This window comes from Fictibacillus barbaricus (assembly GCF_031457135.1).
GTDB classification, from domain to species: Bacteria; Bacillota; Bacilli; order Bacillales; family Fictibacillaceae; genus Fictibacillus; species Fictibacillus barbaricus_A.
The window spans coordinates 600771-615553 of sequence record NZ_JAVDWA010000003.1; the positions used below are offsets into that span (position 1 = coordinate 600771).

At 42.0% G+C, this 14783-nt stretch carries 13 protein-coding genes; 4 read left to right on the plus strand and 9 right to left on the minus strand.

Going from position 1 to position 14783, the window contains the following annotated elements:
• Positions 1-381 precede the first annotated feature (381 nt).
• From J2X07_RS11975 to J2X07_RS11985, 3 genes are read right to left on the minus strand one after another with little or no spacing between them, the layout of a single operon-like run.
• Positions 382-912: a chromate transporter gene (locus J2X07_RS11975; protein ID WP_310258938.1), complete on the minus strand. Its 531-nt coding sequence runs from the start codon at positions 910-912 to the stop codon at positions 382-384.
• Complete coding sequence (locus J2X07_RS11980) at positions 909-1496, minus strand: chromate transporter (RefSeq protein ID WP_310258939.1); 588 nt, start codon at positions 1494-1496, stop codon at positions 909-911. The genes J2X07_RS11975 and J2X07_RS11980 overlap by 4 nt, the downstream gene beginning before the upstream one ends.
• Complete coding sequence (locus J2X07_RS11985) at positions 1490-3058, minus strand: gamma-glutamyltransferase family protein (RefSeq protein WP_310259051.1); 1569 nt, start codon at positions 3056-3058, stop codon at positions 1490-1492. Before J2X07_RS11985 ends, J2X07_RS11980 begins: the two co-directional genes overlap by 7 nt.
• Positions 3059-3338: 280 nt before the next feature.
• Between J2X07_RS11985 and J2X07_RS11990 the strand changes: the two genes are divergently transcribed.
• Positions 3339-3626 carry an Ada metal-binding domain-containing protein gene (locus J2X07_RS11990; protein ID WP_310258940.1) on the plus strand — a complete coding sequence of 96 codons (288 nt, stop codon included), beginning with the start codon at positions 3339-3341 and terminating at the stop codon, positions 3624-3626.
• Positions 3627-3660: 34 nt separating this feature from the next.
• On the opposite strand, the gene J2X07_RS11995 is transcribed toward J2X07_RS11990, so the two are convergent.
• From J2X07_RS11995 to J2X07_RS12005, 3 genes are all read right to left on the minus strand, one after another.
• Positions 3661-4914 (minus strand): MDR family MFS transporter, encoded by a 1254-nt coding sequence (locus tag J2X07_RS11995; RefSeq protein WP_310258941.1) that lies wholly within the window; start codon positions 4912-4914, stop codon positions 3661-3663.
• 510 nt (positions 4915-5424) lie between these two features.
• Entirely contained in the window at positions 5425-6894 is a 1470-nt protein-coding gene (gene putP, locus J2X07_RS12000) for a sodium/proline symporter PutP (RefSeq protein ID WP_310258942.1), read from the minus strand.
• A gap of 574 nt (positions 6895-7468) precedes the next feature.
• Positions 7469-7918, minus strand: a complete 450-nt coding sequence (locus tag J2X07_RS12005; RefSeq protein ID WP_310258943.1) for an Lrp/AsnC family transcriptional regulator — start codon at positions 7916-7918, stop codon at positions 7469-7471.
• A gap of 271 nt (positions 7919-8189) precedes the next feature.
• Between J2X07_RS12005 and yhfH the strand changes: the two genes are divergently transcribed.
• The 3 genes from yhfH (at position 8190) to aceA (ending at position 11352) form a co-directional block, all read left to right on the plus strand.
• Positions 8190-8321 (plus strand): protein YhfH, encoded by a 132-nt coding sequence (gene yhfH / locus J2X07_RS12010; RefSeq protein WP_310258944.1) that lies wholly within the window; start codon positions 8190-8192, stop codon positions 8319-8321.
• A gap of 83 nt (positions 8322-8404) precedes the next feature.
• Positions 8405-9994 carry a malate synthase A gene (gene aceB, locus J2X07_RS12015; protein ID WP_310258945.1) on the plus strand — a complete coding sequence of 530 codons (1590 nt, stop codon included), beginning with the start codon at positions 8405-8407 and terminating at the stop codon, positions 9992-9994.
• A gap of 74 nt (positions 9995-10068) precedes the next feature.
• Positions 10069-11352, plus strand: a complete 1284-nt coding sequence (gene aceA, locus J2X07_RS12020) for an isocitrate lyase (RefSeq protein WP_310258946.1) — start codon at positions 10069-10071, stop codon at positions 11350-11352.
• A gap of 354 nt (positions 11353-11706) precedes the next feature.
• On the opposite strand, the gene J2X07_RS12025 is transcribed toward aceA, so the two are convergent.
• The 3 genes from J2X07_RS12025 to J2X07_RS12035 form a co-directional block, all read right to left on the minus strand.
• Positions 11707-12657 carry an ABC transporter permease gene (locus J2X07_RS12025; protein ID WP_310258947.1) on the minus strand — a complete coding sequence of 317 codons (951 nt, stop codon included), beginning with the start codon at positions 12655-12657 and terminating at the stop codon, positions 11707-11709.
• The gene (locus J2X07_RS12030) at positions 12629-13576 is read right to left on the minus strand and encodes an ABC transporter ATP-binding protein (RefSeq protein ID WP_310258948.1); all 948 of its coding nucleotides are present in this window, start codon (positions 13574-13576) and stop codon (positions 12629-12631) included. The genes J2X07_RS12025 and J2X07_RS12030 overlap by 29 nt, the downstream gene beginning before the upstream one ends.
• A gap of 102 nt (positions 13577-13678) precedes the next feature.
• Complete coding sequence (locus tag J2X07_RS12035; RefSeq protein WP_310258949.1) at positions 13679-14599, minus strand: DMT family transporter; 921 nt, start codon at positions 14597-14599, stop codon at positions 13679-13681.
• Between the last annotated feature and the right edge of the window lie 184 nt (positions 14600-14783).

Sequence of the window (14783 nt, forward strand, 5' to 3'; positions counted from 1 at the left end):
CCGTTAAAATTAAATTACTTTCATTATACAACGAGAGCTTTGAAAAGTTGTTTAAAAAAAGGCAGTTTTCGTATTCTTTGTTGCTTCTAGAAGTGGTTGATTTCCATTTCAGGATGCTCGCTTTCCGCGAGGGGTAAGGTGAGCTAGCTAATTGCGCCTATGAAGTCTCTCCTGTCACCCTGATCCCGCAAGACAAGGAAGGCAACGGCCGCAATATATCGCACGAAGAAAATGTGAAGTTCATTTTCGAGGAGTCTCGCACCTTTCACTACAATCAACTTATCAATGAAGTCTCTTTGACCTAAAGGCAACAATCTTTTAGAAAAGAGCCTTGAAAAATAAACATCAGCAAAAAACAGAACCTCTTTTAAAGGTTCTGCATTAAGCTAAGAAGATCGCGCCATACCCGAGTGACCCGATAATCACAAATACAGGAGAGACTTTCAATCTTTCCATCAGCACGTAGCTCGCAGCTGCGAGAAATAGCGTGTGCATCCAGCCGGTCCCTTTATAGGATTCAGAAAAAAACTGATACGCCATGATTCCAAGGAGCACAGCAATCGTAGGCTTCACGTACGTACTCATGTTTTTTACACGAGGCGAGTCCTTGAATTTGTAAACCAAGCCAAGAAAAGCGACCATTAAAAGTAGCGATGGTGCGATAGAGGCAAAAACACCGACGAACGAACCGAGTACCCCTCCTTCATGGTAGCCGATATAACCCGCCATTTTTGTCGCGATTGGTCCTGGCAAAGCGTTTCCGAGGGCGAGAACTTCAGTAAAATCATTAACGGACAGCCAGTGGTAACGATCCACGACTTCATTTTCAATGAGAGGAATGGAAGCCGGTCCGCCGCCGTAACCTAATATGCCTGGGAGAAAAAAGGCGAGAAAGATGTGCCAATAAATCATCCTGTTCTTTCGCCTCCTCTGACTTTTTCTGTATCTTTGTTTTTATGTTTAGATGGGCTAAGCAATGCATATAAAAGCAATCCGCCGATGATAATTCCAGGATGGACGCCTAACAGCTGCAGCAAAATAAAACCAATCACAACATGGACGAGGCTCACCTTGAATCCAAGGCTTTTTCTTGAATTCTGGAAAAACTGCCATGTGAGTACAGCAAGCATGACACCAACTACCGGGACGACGCCTTTAGTCATCCCGATCACCCACGGCTGGTCCTTGTATTCACGGAGCGATGTGAGCAGTATGACCATTAAAATAATGGTCGGAAGTGTTGCTGCGATAACTGCTGACAATACCCCGAAAACACCTGCTACTCGGTAACCTATATACCCGGCCATTTTTGTTGCGATTGGGCCAGGAAGGGCATTGGCGAGGGCGAGTACATCACTGAATTCTTCATCGTTCATCCATTTAAACGTTCCGACTACTTCTTTATGCACGAGAGGGATAGAAGAGGGACCTCCTCCGTAGCCGAGCATGCCGCTTCGGAAAAAAGCGACAAAGAGATGCCAATTCTTTTTTACCATGCGGCGATTGATCCGTCCGTTCTAGCCTCTGTTCCGCCAGCCAGCACGCCAGTCACTGGATCTCTCCAGATAATCTGTCCTCTTCCGAAATTGCCGGAGTCCATCGCAACCTGTACCTCATGCCCTCTTCTTGCTAGTTCGTCTGCGATGTGTGCTGGAACTGTGCGTTCCACCATAACCTTTTTATTCTCGATCCATTGCCAGCGCGGTGCATCAAGTGTGGATTGCGGATTCAGATGAAAGTCGATGGCGTTCATGATTACTTGGACATGTCCTTGCGGCTGCATGTAGCCTCCCATCACGCCAAATGGCCCTACTGCTTCATCCTCTTTCGTTAAAAAGCCAGGAATAATCGTATGATACGTTCTTTTTCCAGGTTCCAATGCGTTGTCATGATCCGGATCGAGTGAAAAATCATGACCTCTGTTTTGCAGCGATATCCCCGTTTCCGGTACAACGATTCCTGAACCGAATCCCATATAGTTGCTCTGGATGAACGATACCATGTTGCCTCCTTCATCGGCTGTCGCTAAATAGACGGTCCCCCCCCTCGGCGGCCGCCCAGGCTCCGGCTGGATTGCATTTACACCGATTAAGCTCCGTCTTTCCTCCGCATATTTTTCCGATAATAACCCTTCCACTGAAACTTTCATTCTCGTGGGATCTGTTACATATTTTTTTGCGTCCACAAATGCCAGCTTAATCGCTTCAATCTGTTTATGATATGTTTCCGCTGATTCTTTTTCTGTAAAATCAAATCCTTTAAGGGTGTTAAGTGCCATCAACGCAACGATTCCCTGGCCGTTTGGCGGAATTTCCCACACGTCATACCCACGATAGTTCACTTTGATCGGATCCACCCACTCTGGGTAAAAACCGGCTAAGTCATCACTCGTTAAAAATCCGCCGTGATCCGCTGACGCTTCACCCATTTTCTGTGCCAGAGCACCTCGGTAAAAGGATTCGGCATTTGTTTTCGCAATTTCTTTTAACGTTTCAGCATGACCTGGCGATCGCCACAGTTCACCGACTTCCGGGGCACGTCCATCTGGTGCAAACGTCTCAAACCACGCGTTGAATTCCTTTCCTTTTAGCTCTTTCTTAAAAATTTCGTACGCACGTTTCCAGTACTTTCCGAGGATCGGAGTTAATGGATAACCATCTTCCGCGTATGAAATGGCCGGTTTCAACACTTCTTCAAACGAAAGTTTCCCGAATCGGCTCGATAACTCAGCCCATGCGGCAGGTGCTCCAGGAACCGTCACGGGCACCCAGCCATACTTCGGCATCTTTTCGTGTCCTGCCTTTTTTACCTCTTCAATCGAAATGCCTTTTGGCGCTGGTCCGCTAGCGTTTAATCCGTGAAGTTTTCCTTTTGTCCAGACAAGGGCAAACGCATCTCCGCCGATTCCGTTCGAAGTTGGCTCCACAACGGTTAAACAAGCCGCTGTCGCGATAGCTGCATCAATCGCGTTCCCGCCTTTTTTCAGGATATCCAATCCCGCTTGTGCCGCAAGTGGCTGTGATGTCGCCACCATTCCTTTTTTGGCATAAACCGTCATCCGCTGAGATCCGTATGGATAGTTTTGTTTATGGTACGGAAGTGTTTTTGTTGATTCTTTTATCGTCTCGTTCAATATTTTCACCTCTCATAAGTAGTTAGCAAATCATTTGTTAGGGTATTATTCAAAATTGATTAACATTCGGTTTATTTGTATATTGTTACTGATTATAAAATAAATTCAGAATATTTTCTATACTATTAGAAAAAGAAGTAGGTTTAGGAAGTTATGCGGTGAATTTTTAAGAATAATCGATTCAGTTTAAAAGGAGGTTGTTTTATTGAATCATCACGACGTAACGACAACTAACAAAATGACATTTAAGCTATTAGGGGGGAATCAGACTTTTTACGAAAGTGAAACCAGGGGTCTTTTTGGCGGTCATCGAAAAAGTAAAATCTATGGCAGATTGGACTGTTCTTCCGCTCTAAGCGCGATCGCAAAAGGCGGATATGTGAAATACCGTGTCTTTTTTGCAAATGAACAGGATGCAATTGAAGCTGGTTATCGCCCATGCGGTAATTGCCTAAAAGAAGATTATATGAAGTGGAAAGCTGAACAAAAATAAGGAAACTTCCTGTAATTAGAAGTTCCCTCACATGTTAACTACTTGAGTTGTTTATAGCAGTATTGCTGTATATTGTTCTTTTCACAAACAGCCCTGTATACGCTAAAAACATCCCGCACATTATAGTGATCCCGATATAGACTGACATCATCATTGGCATTAAATACGCTCCGAGGATAATGCTTCCGCGGGCTAAGAAATCTGCACCGCTAAATGAAATGTTAGAGAAGGCTGAGTACGACCCTCTTTTATCTGCCGGAATCATGTTGGCTTGCTCGGTGTTCATGACTGGCGAATAGATCAGTTCACCCAATGTGGCAATTAAACTAAAAAGGATGAGAATGTACCATACGTTTGCTGATGTGATAACAGAATAGCCAATTGCATACAATACAAGCCCTAAAAGCAGCACCTTTGGACGGCTAAACCGGTCTGTCCAATTGTTTACGAGAAAGGTAAAGCATACAACTAAAAGCATGTTCTCGATATTAAGTATACTCAGCATCCGTACACCTGCTAATTCAAAACCCCCAATATGTATAGGCTTAAACGACTCTGCAAGCCGAACACCAATATAGCTGTTCAACGTAAACTCCGCTGCCATAATAAAGGTCATACCGATCACGGTTTTTACGAATGGGATATCTTGAAAGGCAATTTTGTAGTTTTGGATCAAATCGATGATTACGTTCTGATGCTTTTTTTCTAAGCGTTCTTTATGCTCGTCTATGAGCCAGATTTTATAGGCGATGGGAAGACTAGTAGAAGTTACTGTAAGTAAGACAAATAACTCCATCTGATAGTTTATGAACAACAAGCCTCCTAGTGCCGCTCCGATAGCCATAGATAAATTGACGAGCCAGTACTCGATGGCATAGACTGCCTTTCGATTTTCAGGCGTGGTCGAATCAATAATGATGGCATGCATCGCTGGTCGGCCAAGGCTGCTCGTTATTACGAACATCACATAAGCAAAAGCAAACAGCCAGATGATATTGTCCTGAGGATACAAACTAATCGTCATAACAAAAAACATGATAGCACTTAGTGCGGATGTGAGAAGCAGTACTTTCTTTCGATTGAAGCGATCTGAAATATAGCCCCCGATTAAATTAACAAAAAAACTAACGATAACGGTAAATAATAAAAACGTTCCTGCCCAGACTTTATCCTTTTCCTGCGCGAAAAATAAAGCCATAAAAGGCATAACCGCTGACGACACTGCCCGGTTAAAAAATGACGTAATTAAACGAACTTTAATGTTTTGCGGATAATCTTTCCATCTCATGTGAAAACCTCCTCTGCCTAATTAATAGTAAACCAAACCAGAAGAAATAAATATACAAATTTGTTAATACAATCCATTTTAAGAAAAGAGAATTTGGCCAGCAACAACCCTTTTTAATTAACGAAAAATATATTTCCTTATATAAATTGCGCACATGGTAATATATAGTTAAAAAAGGAACGAAGGTATTGATATGAATAAGTTTTTCTTTAGCCTTTTACTGCTGATGAATTTAATTTACATAGCCGATTTTTTAATAAATTTCGGATTGTTCCCTTTAGGACGATTATGGTTAGCACTCTTTATTTTTAGTTTTATTTTATCTATTGTTTTTTTATGGCGTTCGAGAAAAGAACCTCATTACAATCCCTATTTATCGATCGCTCTTTTAGTTACGAGCTTTAGCTGTATTGGAACGTATTTTTTTCAATACTTTTTAACGAATCTAATGGGTTGATATCTTGTCACAAAAAAGAACCTCTCTGCATTCAGAAAGGTTCTCAGTTTTTATTACGAAACTAATCGCTGTGCTTCTTCAAATTCTCTGTTGATTTCTGCACTTGGCGCTTTTGTTAAAAGACTGACTACGAAGATTGTAATGGTACACACAATGAATCCTGGAATGATTTCATAAACGTCCGCAAATCTTGGAATCAGCTCCCACACAATAACGGTGATGGCTCCGACTACGATTCCGGCAAACGCTGCCCATTTCGTCATGCGCTTCCAATATAAACTCAAGATAACAACAGGTCCGAATGCAGCTCCAAACCCTGCCCATGCATAACCAACAAGATTGAGGATGGTTTCGCTCGGGTTAAGAGCCATAACAAAGGCAATCAACGCAACGACTAATACAGCTAAACGGCCGACAAACACAAGCTCCTTATCAGATGCTGAACGTTTTACGAACGCTTTATAAAAGTCTTCTGTCAGTGCACTTGAAGTGACGAGCAATTGAGACGAGATCGTACTCATAACCGCCGCAAGAATCGCCGCTAACAAGAAACCTGTAATGATCGGATGGAACAAGACTTCAGATAATAAAATAAAGACCGTTTCCGATTTTGATGCTGCAAGCGGTGTACCCGCCTGGTTGAAGTAAGCTATTCCGACAAGTCCTGTGAACATTGCTCCAACGATCGAAAAGATCATCCAGCCCATGCCGATTCGGCGGGCACTCTTCATGTCTTTTACAGAAGTAATAGCCATAAAACGAACGATAATATGCGGCTGGCCAAAATAGCCTAGCCCCCACGCAAGTAATGAGATGATTCCGATTAAGCTTGTCCCTTTAAAAGCATCTAGAAGTGCTGGACTCACACTTTGTATCTCATTAAGTGATGCGTCCCATCCCCCAACATGCATGATGGTAACAACCGGAACGAGAATTAACGCAAGAAACATAATCGTTCCCTGAACGAAATCCGTGTAGCTCACTGCTAAAAACCCGCCGAATAATGTATAGATAATAACGACTCCAGCTGTAATAATCATTCCCCACTGATAGCTCATTCCAAAAGCAGTCTCAAAGAGCTGACCGCCCGCAACCATCCCTGATGATGAGTAAAAAGTAAAAAAGATGATAATAACAAAAGCTGATGTGATTCTTAAAATACGAGATTTGTCTTTAAAGCGGTTTTCAAAATAATCCGGTATCGTAATGGAGTTATTCGAAACCTCCGTATACGTTCTTAAGCGAGGTGCCACAAACAGCCAGTTTAAATACGCTCCTGCACACAATCCTACAACAATCCACCCGCTGCTCAAACCGGATGCATACATAGCCCCGGGCAACCCCATTAATAGCCATCCCGACATATCTGATGCACCGGCACTTAATGCTGTAACAGCTGGACCCAAATTTCGCCCGCCAAGCATATAATCGGTAAGATTACTTGTTTTTCGATACGCATACAGCCCAATAAGCACCATGCCGATCATGTAGACGCTGATTGAAAAAATAACACCATAATCCATATTCAGTTTTCCTCCTGTTTTCTCTCGTTGTAAAAACGCTTTCAATTTATGAAACTTTCAAACAACTTTTATTATAAGCAGGAAAAGCATTAAAGGAAATGGTAGATTTGGATGTTTTTGTTTTTATTAGGCTATTTTCGTAGCGCTTGATATTTTTGAATGAGGTTAATCTCCGTTACAGGACTCGCTTTCCGCAGGGTGTGCGGTGAGCCCAATCGTCGCCTTGCGACATTGATTGGTCTCACCTGTCCCACTCATCCTGCAGGAGTCTCGCCCTTCCTCTCCAATTAACTGTTCAATGAAGGATTCTCCAAAAAACATTAGTAACAGCAATCTTTTAAATAAGAACCTTTTATTTAAAAACATTTATATAAAAAAAGAGCAGATTTCCAATACGGAATTCTGCTCATTATAAGCAACTATATTAATAAATCTAAATATGGCCTTTTGAGAAACGGTCGTGGAATCTGCATAAACTTTTTCTCTTTCCATCTACTTATCGGCTGAACAGGTTGGTGAATGATCCCTTTATCCGTTGATTTCATCTTCATTCCCCTAAATATCTTTTTATCTATTACAATTTCAATCCTGAACGGCTTTTGAATCGTCTTAATAAAATGTGTGATTCTACTCGGGATATCCCCTTGATTCCATAGAGTTCGTTGTTGATGAATTTCTCGAGGGACGGGAAGTCTTCTACTAAAACGTGCATATGCAGCGTGCTTGGACCTGTCATTTGATAGCAGCTCGCCACGCTCGGGTTGTTTACGAGTTTCTCAGCCACTTTTACGAGATAAGCTGGTTCGCAATCAACTTCGAAAAATGCAGAGACTGTTTTTCCAACCGCTTCGGAATCGATGACAACACTGAATTTCTCGATGATGCCGGCGTTCTTTAGCTGATTGACCCGTTCACGTACTGAAACTCGCGAAAGACTGAGTTCCTTTCCGATTTCGGCATATGACATCCTTCCATCCCTTGTAAGGAGTTCTAATATTTTTCGATCTGTATCATCTATTTTCAATACCATCACCACGCCTAATTTGAATGTAATCATTGTAAGCATTATTTTCGAAAAATTCAATAAACCACTATTTTATGATCTGTTTTATAACAGAGATGGTGATTGAGAATAAAATTATTGAATTATTTGTTTGAACATGTCAAAACGATGGGTCATTTGCCTCAAAATAAGCAAAAATTAAAAATAATTATATAACAGCCGTTGCATTTTATAAACTGTTATAATACAATGCTATTAATCAAATCAAAACAAATCCAGGGAGGAATTTAAAATGAAAAATTATCTAGAATTTTACCGCAACATGCCTAAGAAAATCTGTACAGAGTGTGGTTGTGAAATCGAAGAACAGCATGAATCTTATCTTTATGAGTGTGAGCGTTGTATCGGAAAACACGAAAGATAAACTTTTTTGCACACACTGTTATATAACATAGTTTACTTAAATTAATTGTATCATAACAAATTCCAGGAAGGACTGTTGTATACATGCAAATCGATACCTCCACTCTTACTGTATCAGGTAAAACCACACCAGCTTATGAGAAAATCCTAACACCTGGCGCAACTTTATTTTTAAAATCGCTTCACCAAAACTTTAATGAAGCTAGACTAGAATTGCTTGAAAAACGCAAAGAAAAGCAGAAAGAGATCGATTCCGGGGTGCTCCCCACCTTTCTGCCTGAAACAGAACATATAAGGAACAGTGATTGGACAATTGCTCCACTTCCAGATGATCTTCATGATCGGCGTGTTGAGATTACTGGCCCAGTTGACCGAAAAATGATCATTAACGCATTGAATTCTGGCGCGAAAGTGTTTATGGCTGACTTGGAGGATTCTAACTCTCCTACTTGGCAAAACACGATCGAAGGACAGATTAATTTAAAAGATGCCGTGAACCGAACCATCTCTCTTGAAGGTGCAAACGGTAAAAAGTATGAACTCAATGAAAAGACAGCGACTTTAATCGTCAGACCTCGTGGCTGGCATCTTGATGAGAAGCATATTTTAGTAGACAACGTACCGATGTCTGGAAGTTTAGTAGATTTCGGACTGTATTTTTACCATAATGCCAAATCATTAATCGAAAACGGATCTGGTCCCTATTTTTATCTGCCTAAGATGGAAAGTCATCTGGAAGCACGCCTTTGGAATGATATTTTCATCTATGCGCAGGAACAGCTTGGGATTCCGAGGGGGACGATTAAAGCAACTGTACTTATCGAGACGATTGTTGCAGCTTTTGAGATGGATGAGATTTTATACGAACTGCGCGATCACTCTGCAGGTGTGAACTGCGGCCGCTGGGATTATATTTTCAGCTATATCAAAAAGTTCCGCCATCAGCCTCACGTTATTTTACCTGATCGATCACTCGTGACAATGACTGTTCCGTTTATGAGGTCGTATTCCTTGCTCGCGATTAAAACGTGCCACAAACGTAATGCACCTGCAATCGGTGGAATGGCAGCACAGATTCCGATTAAGAACGATGAAAAAGCGAATAAGGCTGCTTTTGAAAAAGTACGTGCGGATAAGGAGCGCGAAGCAACGGATGGTCATGATGGAACATGGGTTGCCCACCCTGGACTCGTTCCTGTTGCGATGGAAGTGTTTAACCGTGTCATGCCGCAGCCAAATCAGATTGATCGAAAACGTGAAGATGTTGTTGTAACAGCAGACGATCTAGTTGCTGTACCACAAGGGGATATAACAGAGGAAGGCGTGCGCACAAACATAAGTGTTGGCATTCAATATATTGCTTCATGGCTGAGAGGAAAAGGTGCTGCGCCAATCAACAACTTGATGGAAGATGCCGCCACTGCTGAAATTTCACGAGCACAAGTGTGGCAATGGATTCGCCATCCAAAAGGGATTTTAAACGATGGCCGCAAAGTGACATTTGAGATGGTGGAACAATTTAAATGGGAAGAGCTGCAAAAAGTGAGACAAAGTATGAATGAGGATTCATTCACTAACGGCCGTTTTGATGAAGCAGCTCAATTATTTGATGAACTGATTGTGAATGATGATTTTCCAGATTTCCTAACGTTAAGAGGCTACGACGTTCTTTAAAAAAATGGGCTGACACCAATTATGATCCGTCTGCCCTATTGAAAAAAACAAACACTTTAAAGGAGAGATTTTATATGAGTCAGTCACGTGTACAAAAGCTGCAAGAAATGTGGGAAAACGAAAGCCGCTGGCAAGGAATCACTCGTCCTTACACTGCTGAAGAAGTTATTCGATTAAGAGGTTCAATCGACATAGAACATTCGCTTGCTAAGTATGGCTCCGAAAAATTCTGGAATCTGCTTCAAACGGAACCATATGTAAACGCTTTAGGTGCTCTAACGGGGAACCAGGCGGTGCAGCAAGCAAAGGCTGGTTTGAAGGCCGTATACTTAAGTGGCTGGCAAGTCGCTGCTGACGCCAACCTTTCTGGAAACATGTATCCTGATCAAAGTCTTTATCCTGCAAACAGTGTGCCCTCTGTTGTAAAACGTATTAACTCTGCATTACAGCGCGCCGATCAGATTCAGCATTTGGAAGGCGGAGATGAAGTGGATTACTTCCTGCCGATCATCGCGGATGCGGAAGCTGGATTTGGCGGTCAGTTGAACGTATTTGAATTAATGAAAGGCATGATCGAATCTGGTGCATCTGCTGTTCACTTTGAAGATCAGCTTTCTTCTGAAAAAAAATGCGGACACTTAGGCGGTAAAGTTTTGTTGCCAACACAGACTGCAGTACGAAATTTGATCTCAGCTCGTTTAGCGGCTGATGTGATGGGAGTTCCGACGATTTTGATCGCACGTACGGATGCGGACGCAGCTGACTTAATCACGAGTGACATCGATCCCGAAGATCAGGCGTTCATTACCGGTGAGCGCACAGCTGAAGGCTTCTATCGTACAAAAGCAGGCATCGATCAAGCAATTGCACGGGGTCTCGCTTATGCTCCTTATGCGGATTTGGTATGGTGTGAGACATCTGAACCAAACTTAGAACAGGCACAGTGTTTTGCGGACGCAATTCATGAACAATTCCCTGGAAAACTGCTGGCTTATAACTGCTCACCATCATTTAACTGGAAAAAGAAATTGGATGATGCGACGATCGAGACGTTCCAGCAGCAGCTTGCTGAAATGGGCTACAAGTTCCAATTTGTTACGCTTGCTGGCTTCCATGCATTAAACCACAGCATGTTTGAGCTCGCAAAAGGATACAAGGCTCGTGGCATGGGCGCATATTCTGAACTGCAGCAGCGAGAATTCTCAAGCGAAGTGGACGGATACACAGCTACCCGCCATCAGCGTGAAGTAGGAACAGGCTACTTCGACGAGGTATCACAGCTCGTTTCAGGAGGAACTTCCTCAACGACCGCTTTGAAAGGCTCGACAGAGGAAGATCAATTCCAGCAAGCACAATAACTGGCAATAAATGATTGATAATGATGAAAGCTGGCACTTGCGAGGGTGATTCTTACCTCTGGAGCCAGCTTTTTCATTTTTTTCATATCCTTAACTTGTTCTATGAGTAAAAAAGACGGTTTTATGAGCAAAAGTACAATTCTATGAGCAATAACTTGATTTCTATGAGTAAAAAGTGAATTCTATGAGCAATTACGTAATTTCTATGAGCAAAAGTGTAACACCTAATAGAACACATACCGTAAACCGCCGATTCCATAAGAAAAAGGACAGGAGTACGTGCTCCTGTCCTTTTGACGTGGACAAATCAGGGATTTGTCCACAGGTGGGGTCAGACCCCTTCTTTTGTACTACTTAAGCTTTCACGTCGCGCTTTTGGAAGATTACAAACGTAATCGCAAGGAAAATCGCTGAATACACAGCCAGCATACTGATTGAAAATGGCAGCGACAATCCATCAATCATCTGGTTTTGATTATCAATTAAAGAAGTCAAATCCATGTTTGCAAACAACGTGTAGATGATCCACTTTTTGCTTGCCAAAAGCGCTACGATTGCATTTCCGGCAAACATCGTGAACATCGCAACACCGATCGCAACGGAGTTACTCATGAACAATGTAGAGATCATGAAGCACAATGCTACTACGACCGCTAGCTCGATAAACTCAAGTCCAATATTCGTAAAGACATATTCAACGATAGACTTTTCATTCATTTGCCCGCCTGATTCAACGATGTATGTTTGATCCATACCGCCGAATCCATAAGCGAGTCCTCCAACGAGCCAAGAGGCAGCAATGACAACAAGCCACATCACAAAGGCGAAACCAAGTGTAGCCAAAAGCTTTGATAAAAGAATCTTCCACCGGCTGTATGGCCGGATGAGCAGCATTTTAATCGTACCTTTTGAAAACTCGTTAGAAACAATGTCACTCGCTACAACGATGACAAACAACCCGATCAGCGACGAGATCGGCGCCATGTCTTTCATGAACTGCCATGTTGTGCCTTCGTATGGTGAAATATTATTTTTAATCATGTATTCATTTTGTGCGATATTTGATTCTAAATATTTGCTATAGGATTCTGGACTATCATCCTTCTTCATTTCTGCTAATTCTTTTTTATCGTTGTCGATCTGAACCTGCAGCTCTTGCTTCCAGTTTTGATGCTCTTCCTCGGTTACTTTATCGTAAACCGCTACCCCGATAATGATCAGGACTGGAATCGCCAAGAAAAACCATGTTCTCATCCTGCTAAATATTTTAATCCACTCATTTGTTAACAGGGACAGCCACTTCATTCAGATCTCCCCCTTTCTTCGTCATTTCAAGGAATCGTTCTTCCAAGGTCTTTGTTTTGCGCTGGATACCGACTACCTGCACTCCAGCAAGCACCAACTGTTTATTAATTTCTGCAATTACTTTAATATCGGCAGTTTCCACTACAAGCTCTTTCCCTGACTCTTCAACCACTAACTCAGGATTTAGATCCGAAATTACGCGCTTCGCATCAGAAACATCTCCACCGATTACAAAGTGCACTTTTACATCGGTTTCTTCGCGCTGCGAAATTTCATCAATTCGTACAAGTTTTCCGTGCTGGATAATTGCCACACGGTCACACATAAGCTGCATTTCAGCTAAAATGTGCGATGAAACGATGACAGACGTACCGTTGTTTGCAAGCATACGCAAATAATTTCGAAGATCGTACATTCCTTGAGGATCGAGCCCGTTCGTCGGCTCGTCCAGAATTAAAATGTTCGGCTTATGTAATAGCGCCTGTGCCACGCCAAGACGCTGCCTCATTCCGAGTGAATACGTTTTTACCTTGTCATGGATCGCATAATCCAAATCTACTAACTTAACAACTTCATCTACTCTTTCTTTTGTAATATCAGGCATGATTCTCGCGTATTGCATCAAGTTTTTGTAGCCTGACATAAAATCATAAAGCTGCGGGTTCTCAACGATCGCACCAACGCGTTCCATCGCTTTTTCAAAGTCTTTGCTGACGTTGTTTCCGTTCACCAAAACATCGCCGTCCGTAATTGAGATCAATCCCACAATCATACGGATCGTCGTTGTCTTTCCAGCTCCGTTCGGTCCGAGCAATCCGAAGATCTCCCCTTCTCTCACTGAGAACGACAAATCATCAACGATCGTTTTCCCTTTGATTTTTTTCGTTAAATTTCTTAATTCCAACGTGTGTGTACTCATGACTCCTCCTAACCAAACTCTAGTAACTTATCTACCTAATAACTTACGAAATGAAAATAAATAAAGTTTCTTATTTTTGTAAAAAATATCCACTTTCCCAGTTTACGCTTCCTCTCTCTGAATCGCAATCCTCTGTTTCTCTATTTTCGTCAAACGTGTAGACATATAGACTCCTAGAATTACTATAATTCCTCCTGCCAGCTGATACCAGGCTAGTTTTTCACCTATAAAAAGGACGGCAAAAAAAGCAGCAAAGACAGGAATTAAATTTAAAAAGACTCCAGCTTTGTTCGCTCCGACTCTCGCTACTGCTGTGTTCCAGGACATGAAGGCTACTATCGAAGCAAAGATTCCGGTATACAAAATCGTTAAAACAGAGCCGACTGACCAATGGACTGGAGTCGTCGCACTCTCATGAATATAGAACGGCAGAAGTAAGAAAATCCCTAAAACCATGCAGACGGTAAACGTACTGAAACCCGGCAGTCTCCCCGCATACTGTTTGATCAATAATGAATAGATGCCCCAGCAAATGACCGCTGCGATGACGATCAAATCTCCTTTATTAAAGGAAAAGTTCAGTAAAATAGCGAGCGAACCTTTTGAGAGAATGAAAAGAATACCGAACAGCGAAAGAACAGTTCCGATGATCTGGTTTTTGTTCAGCCGCTCTTTTAGCACGATAAACGACAACATGTAGATGACGATTGGTGTTGAGGTGTTTACAAGGGATGCGTTGATAGACGTTGTATAATGAAGAGCTATGTACAATAACGTGTTAAAGCCGGTAATGCCGGTTAACGCCATCATGATGACGATCGGCCAGCGTTTCTTTACAAGATGCCATTCTTTTTGAAGCGAGCTCCATGCAAAAGGGAGGAAGATAAGGAACGCAGTGCACCATCGAAAAAATGATAGTGTAAATGGAGGCAGACTGCTCGTAATCGCTCGTCCGATCACAAAATTCCCTCCCCATAATAGGGTCGCTAAAACAAGCAGTGCATAGGGGTTTATCTTTTTCATAGAAGTCTCCACCACTTTTCTAAAAGTTACTCTTACTATATTAATTTCCTATTCTGACAGAAAAGCTTTTGCCTGTTTAAAATAATTTTAGGAAATACGCATTATTTCTAGCTTTTTTCCTTTAAATTTTTTCACATTGCGTTACAATGGAAATTAAAAATTCAATTACAATTTCCTTCCTATC

Excerpts from the sequence above, each read along its gene's own strand:
- yhfH (WP_310258944.1), top strand. The coding sequence starts at position 8,190 with ATGAAAAATTATCTAGAATTTTACCGCAACATGCCTAAGAAAATCTGT.
- J2X07_RS12025 (WP_310258947.1), bottom strand. The coding sequence starts at position 12,657 with ATGAAGTGGCTGTCCCTGTTAACAAATGAGTGGATTAAAATATTTAGC.
- J2X07_RS11975 (WP_310258938.1), bottom strand. The coding sequence starts at position 912 with ATGATTTATTGGCACATCTTTCTCGCCTTTTTTCTCCCAGGCATATTA.
- aceA (WP_310258946.1), top strand. The coding sequence starts at position 10,069 with ATGAGTCAGTCACGTGTACAAAAGCTGCAAGAAATGTGGGAAAACGAA.
- J2X07_RS11985 (WP_310259051.1), bottom strand. The coding sequence starts at position 3,058 with ATGACGGTTTATGCCAAAAAAGGAATGGTGGCGACATCACAGCCACTT.
- J2X07_RS11995 (WP_310258941.1), bottom strand. The coding sequence starts at position 4,914 with ATGAGATGGAAAGATTATCCGCAAAACATTAAAGTTCGTTTAATTACG.
- J2X07_RS12030 (WP_310258948.1), bottom strand. The coding sequence starts at position 13,576 with ATGAGTACACACACGTTGGAATTAAGAAATTTAACGAAAAAAATCAAA.
- J2X07_RS12035 (WP_310258949.1), bottom strand. The coding sequence starts at position 14,599 with ATGAAAAAGATAAACCCCTATGCACTGCTTGTTTTAGCGACCCTATTA.
- J2X07_RS11980 (WP_310258939.1), bottom strand. The coding sequence starts at position 1,496 with ATGGTAAAAAAGAATTGGCATCTCTTTGTCGCTTTTTTCCGAAGCGGC.
- aceB (WP_310258945.1), top strand. The coding sequence starts at position 8,405 with ATGCAAATCGATACCTCCACTCTTACTGTATCAGGTAAAACCACACCA.
- putP (WP_310258942.1), bottom strand. The coding sequence starts at position 6,894 with ATGGATTATGGTGTTATTTTTTCAATCAGCGTCTACATGATCGGCATG.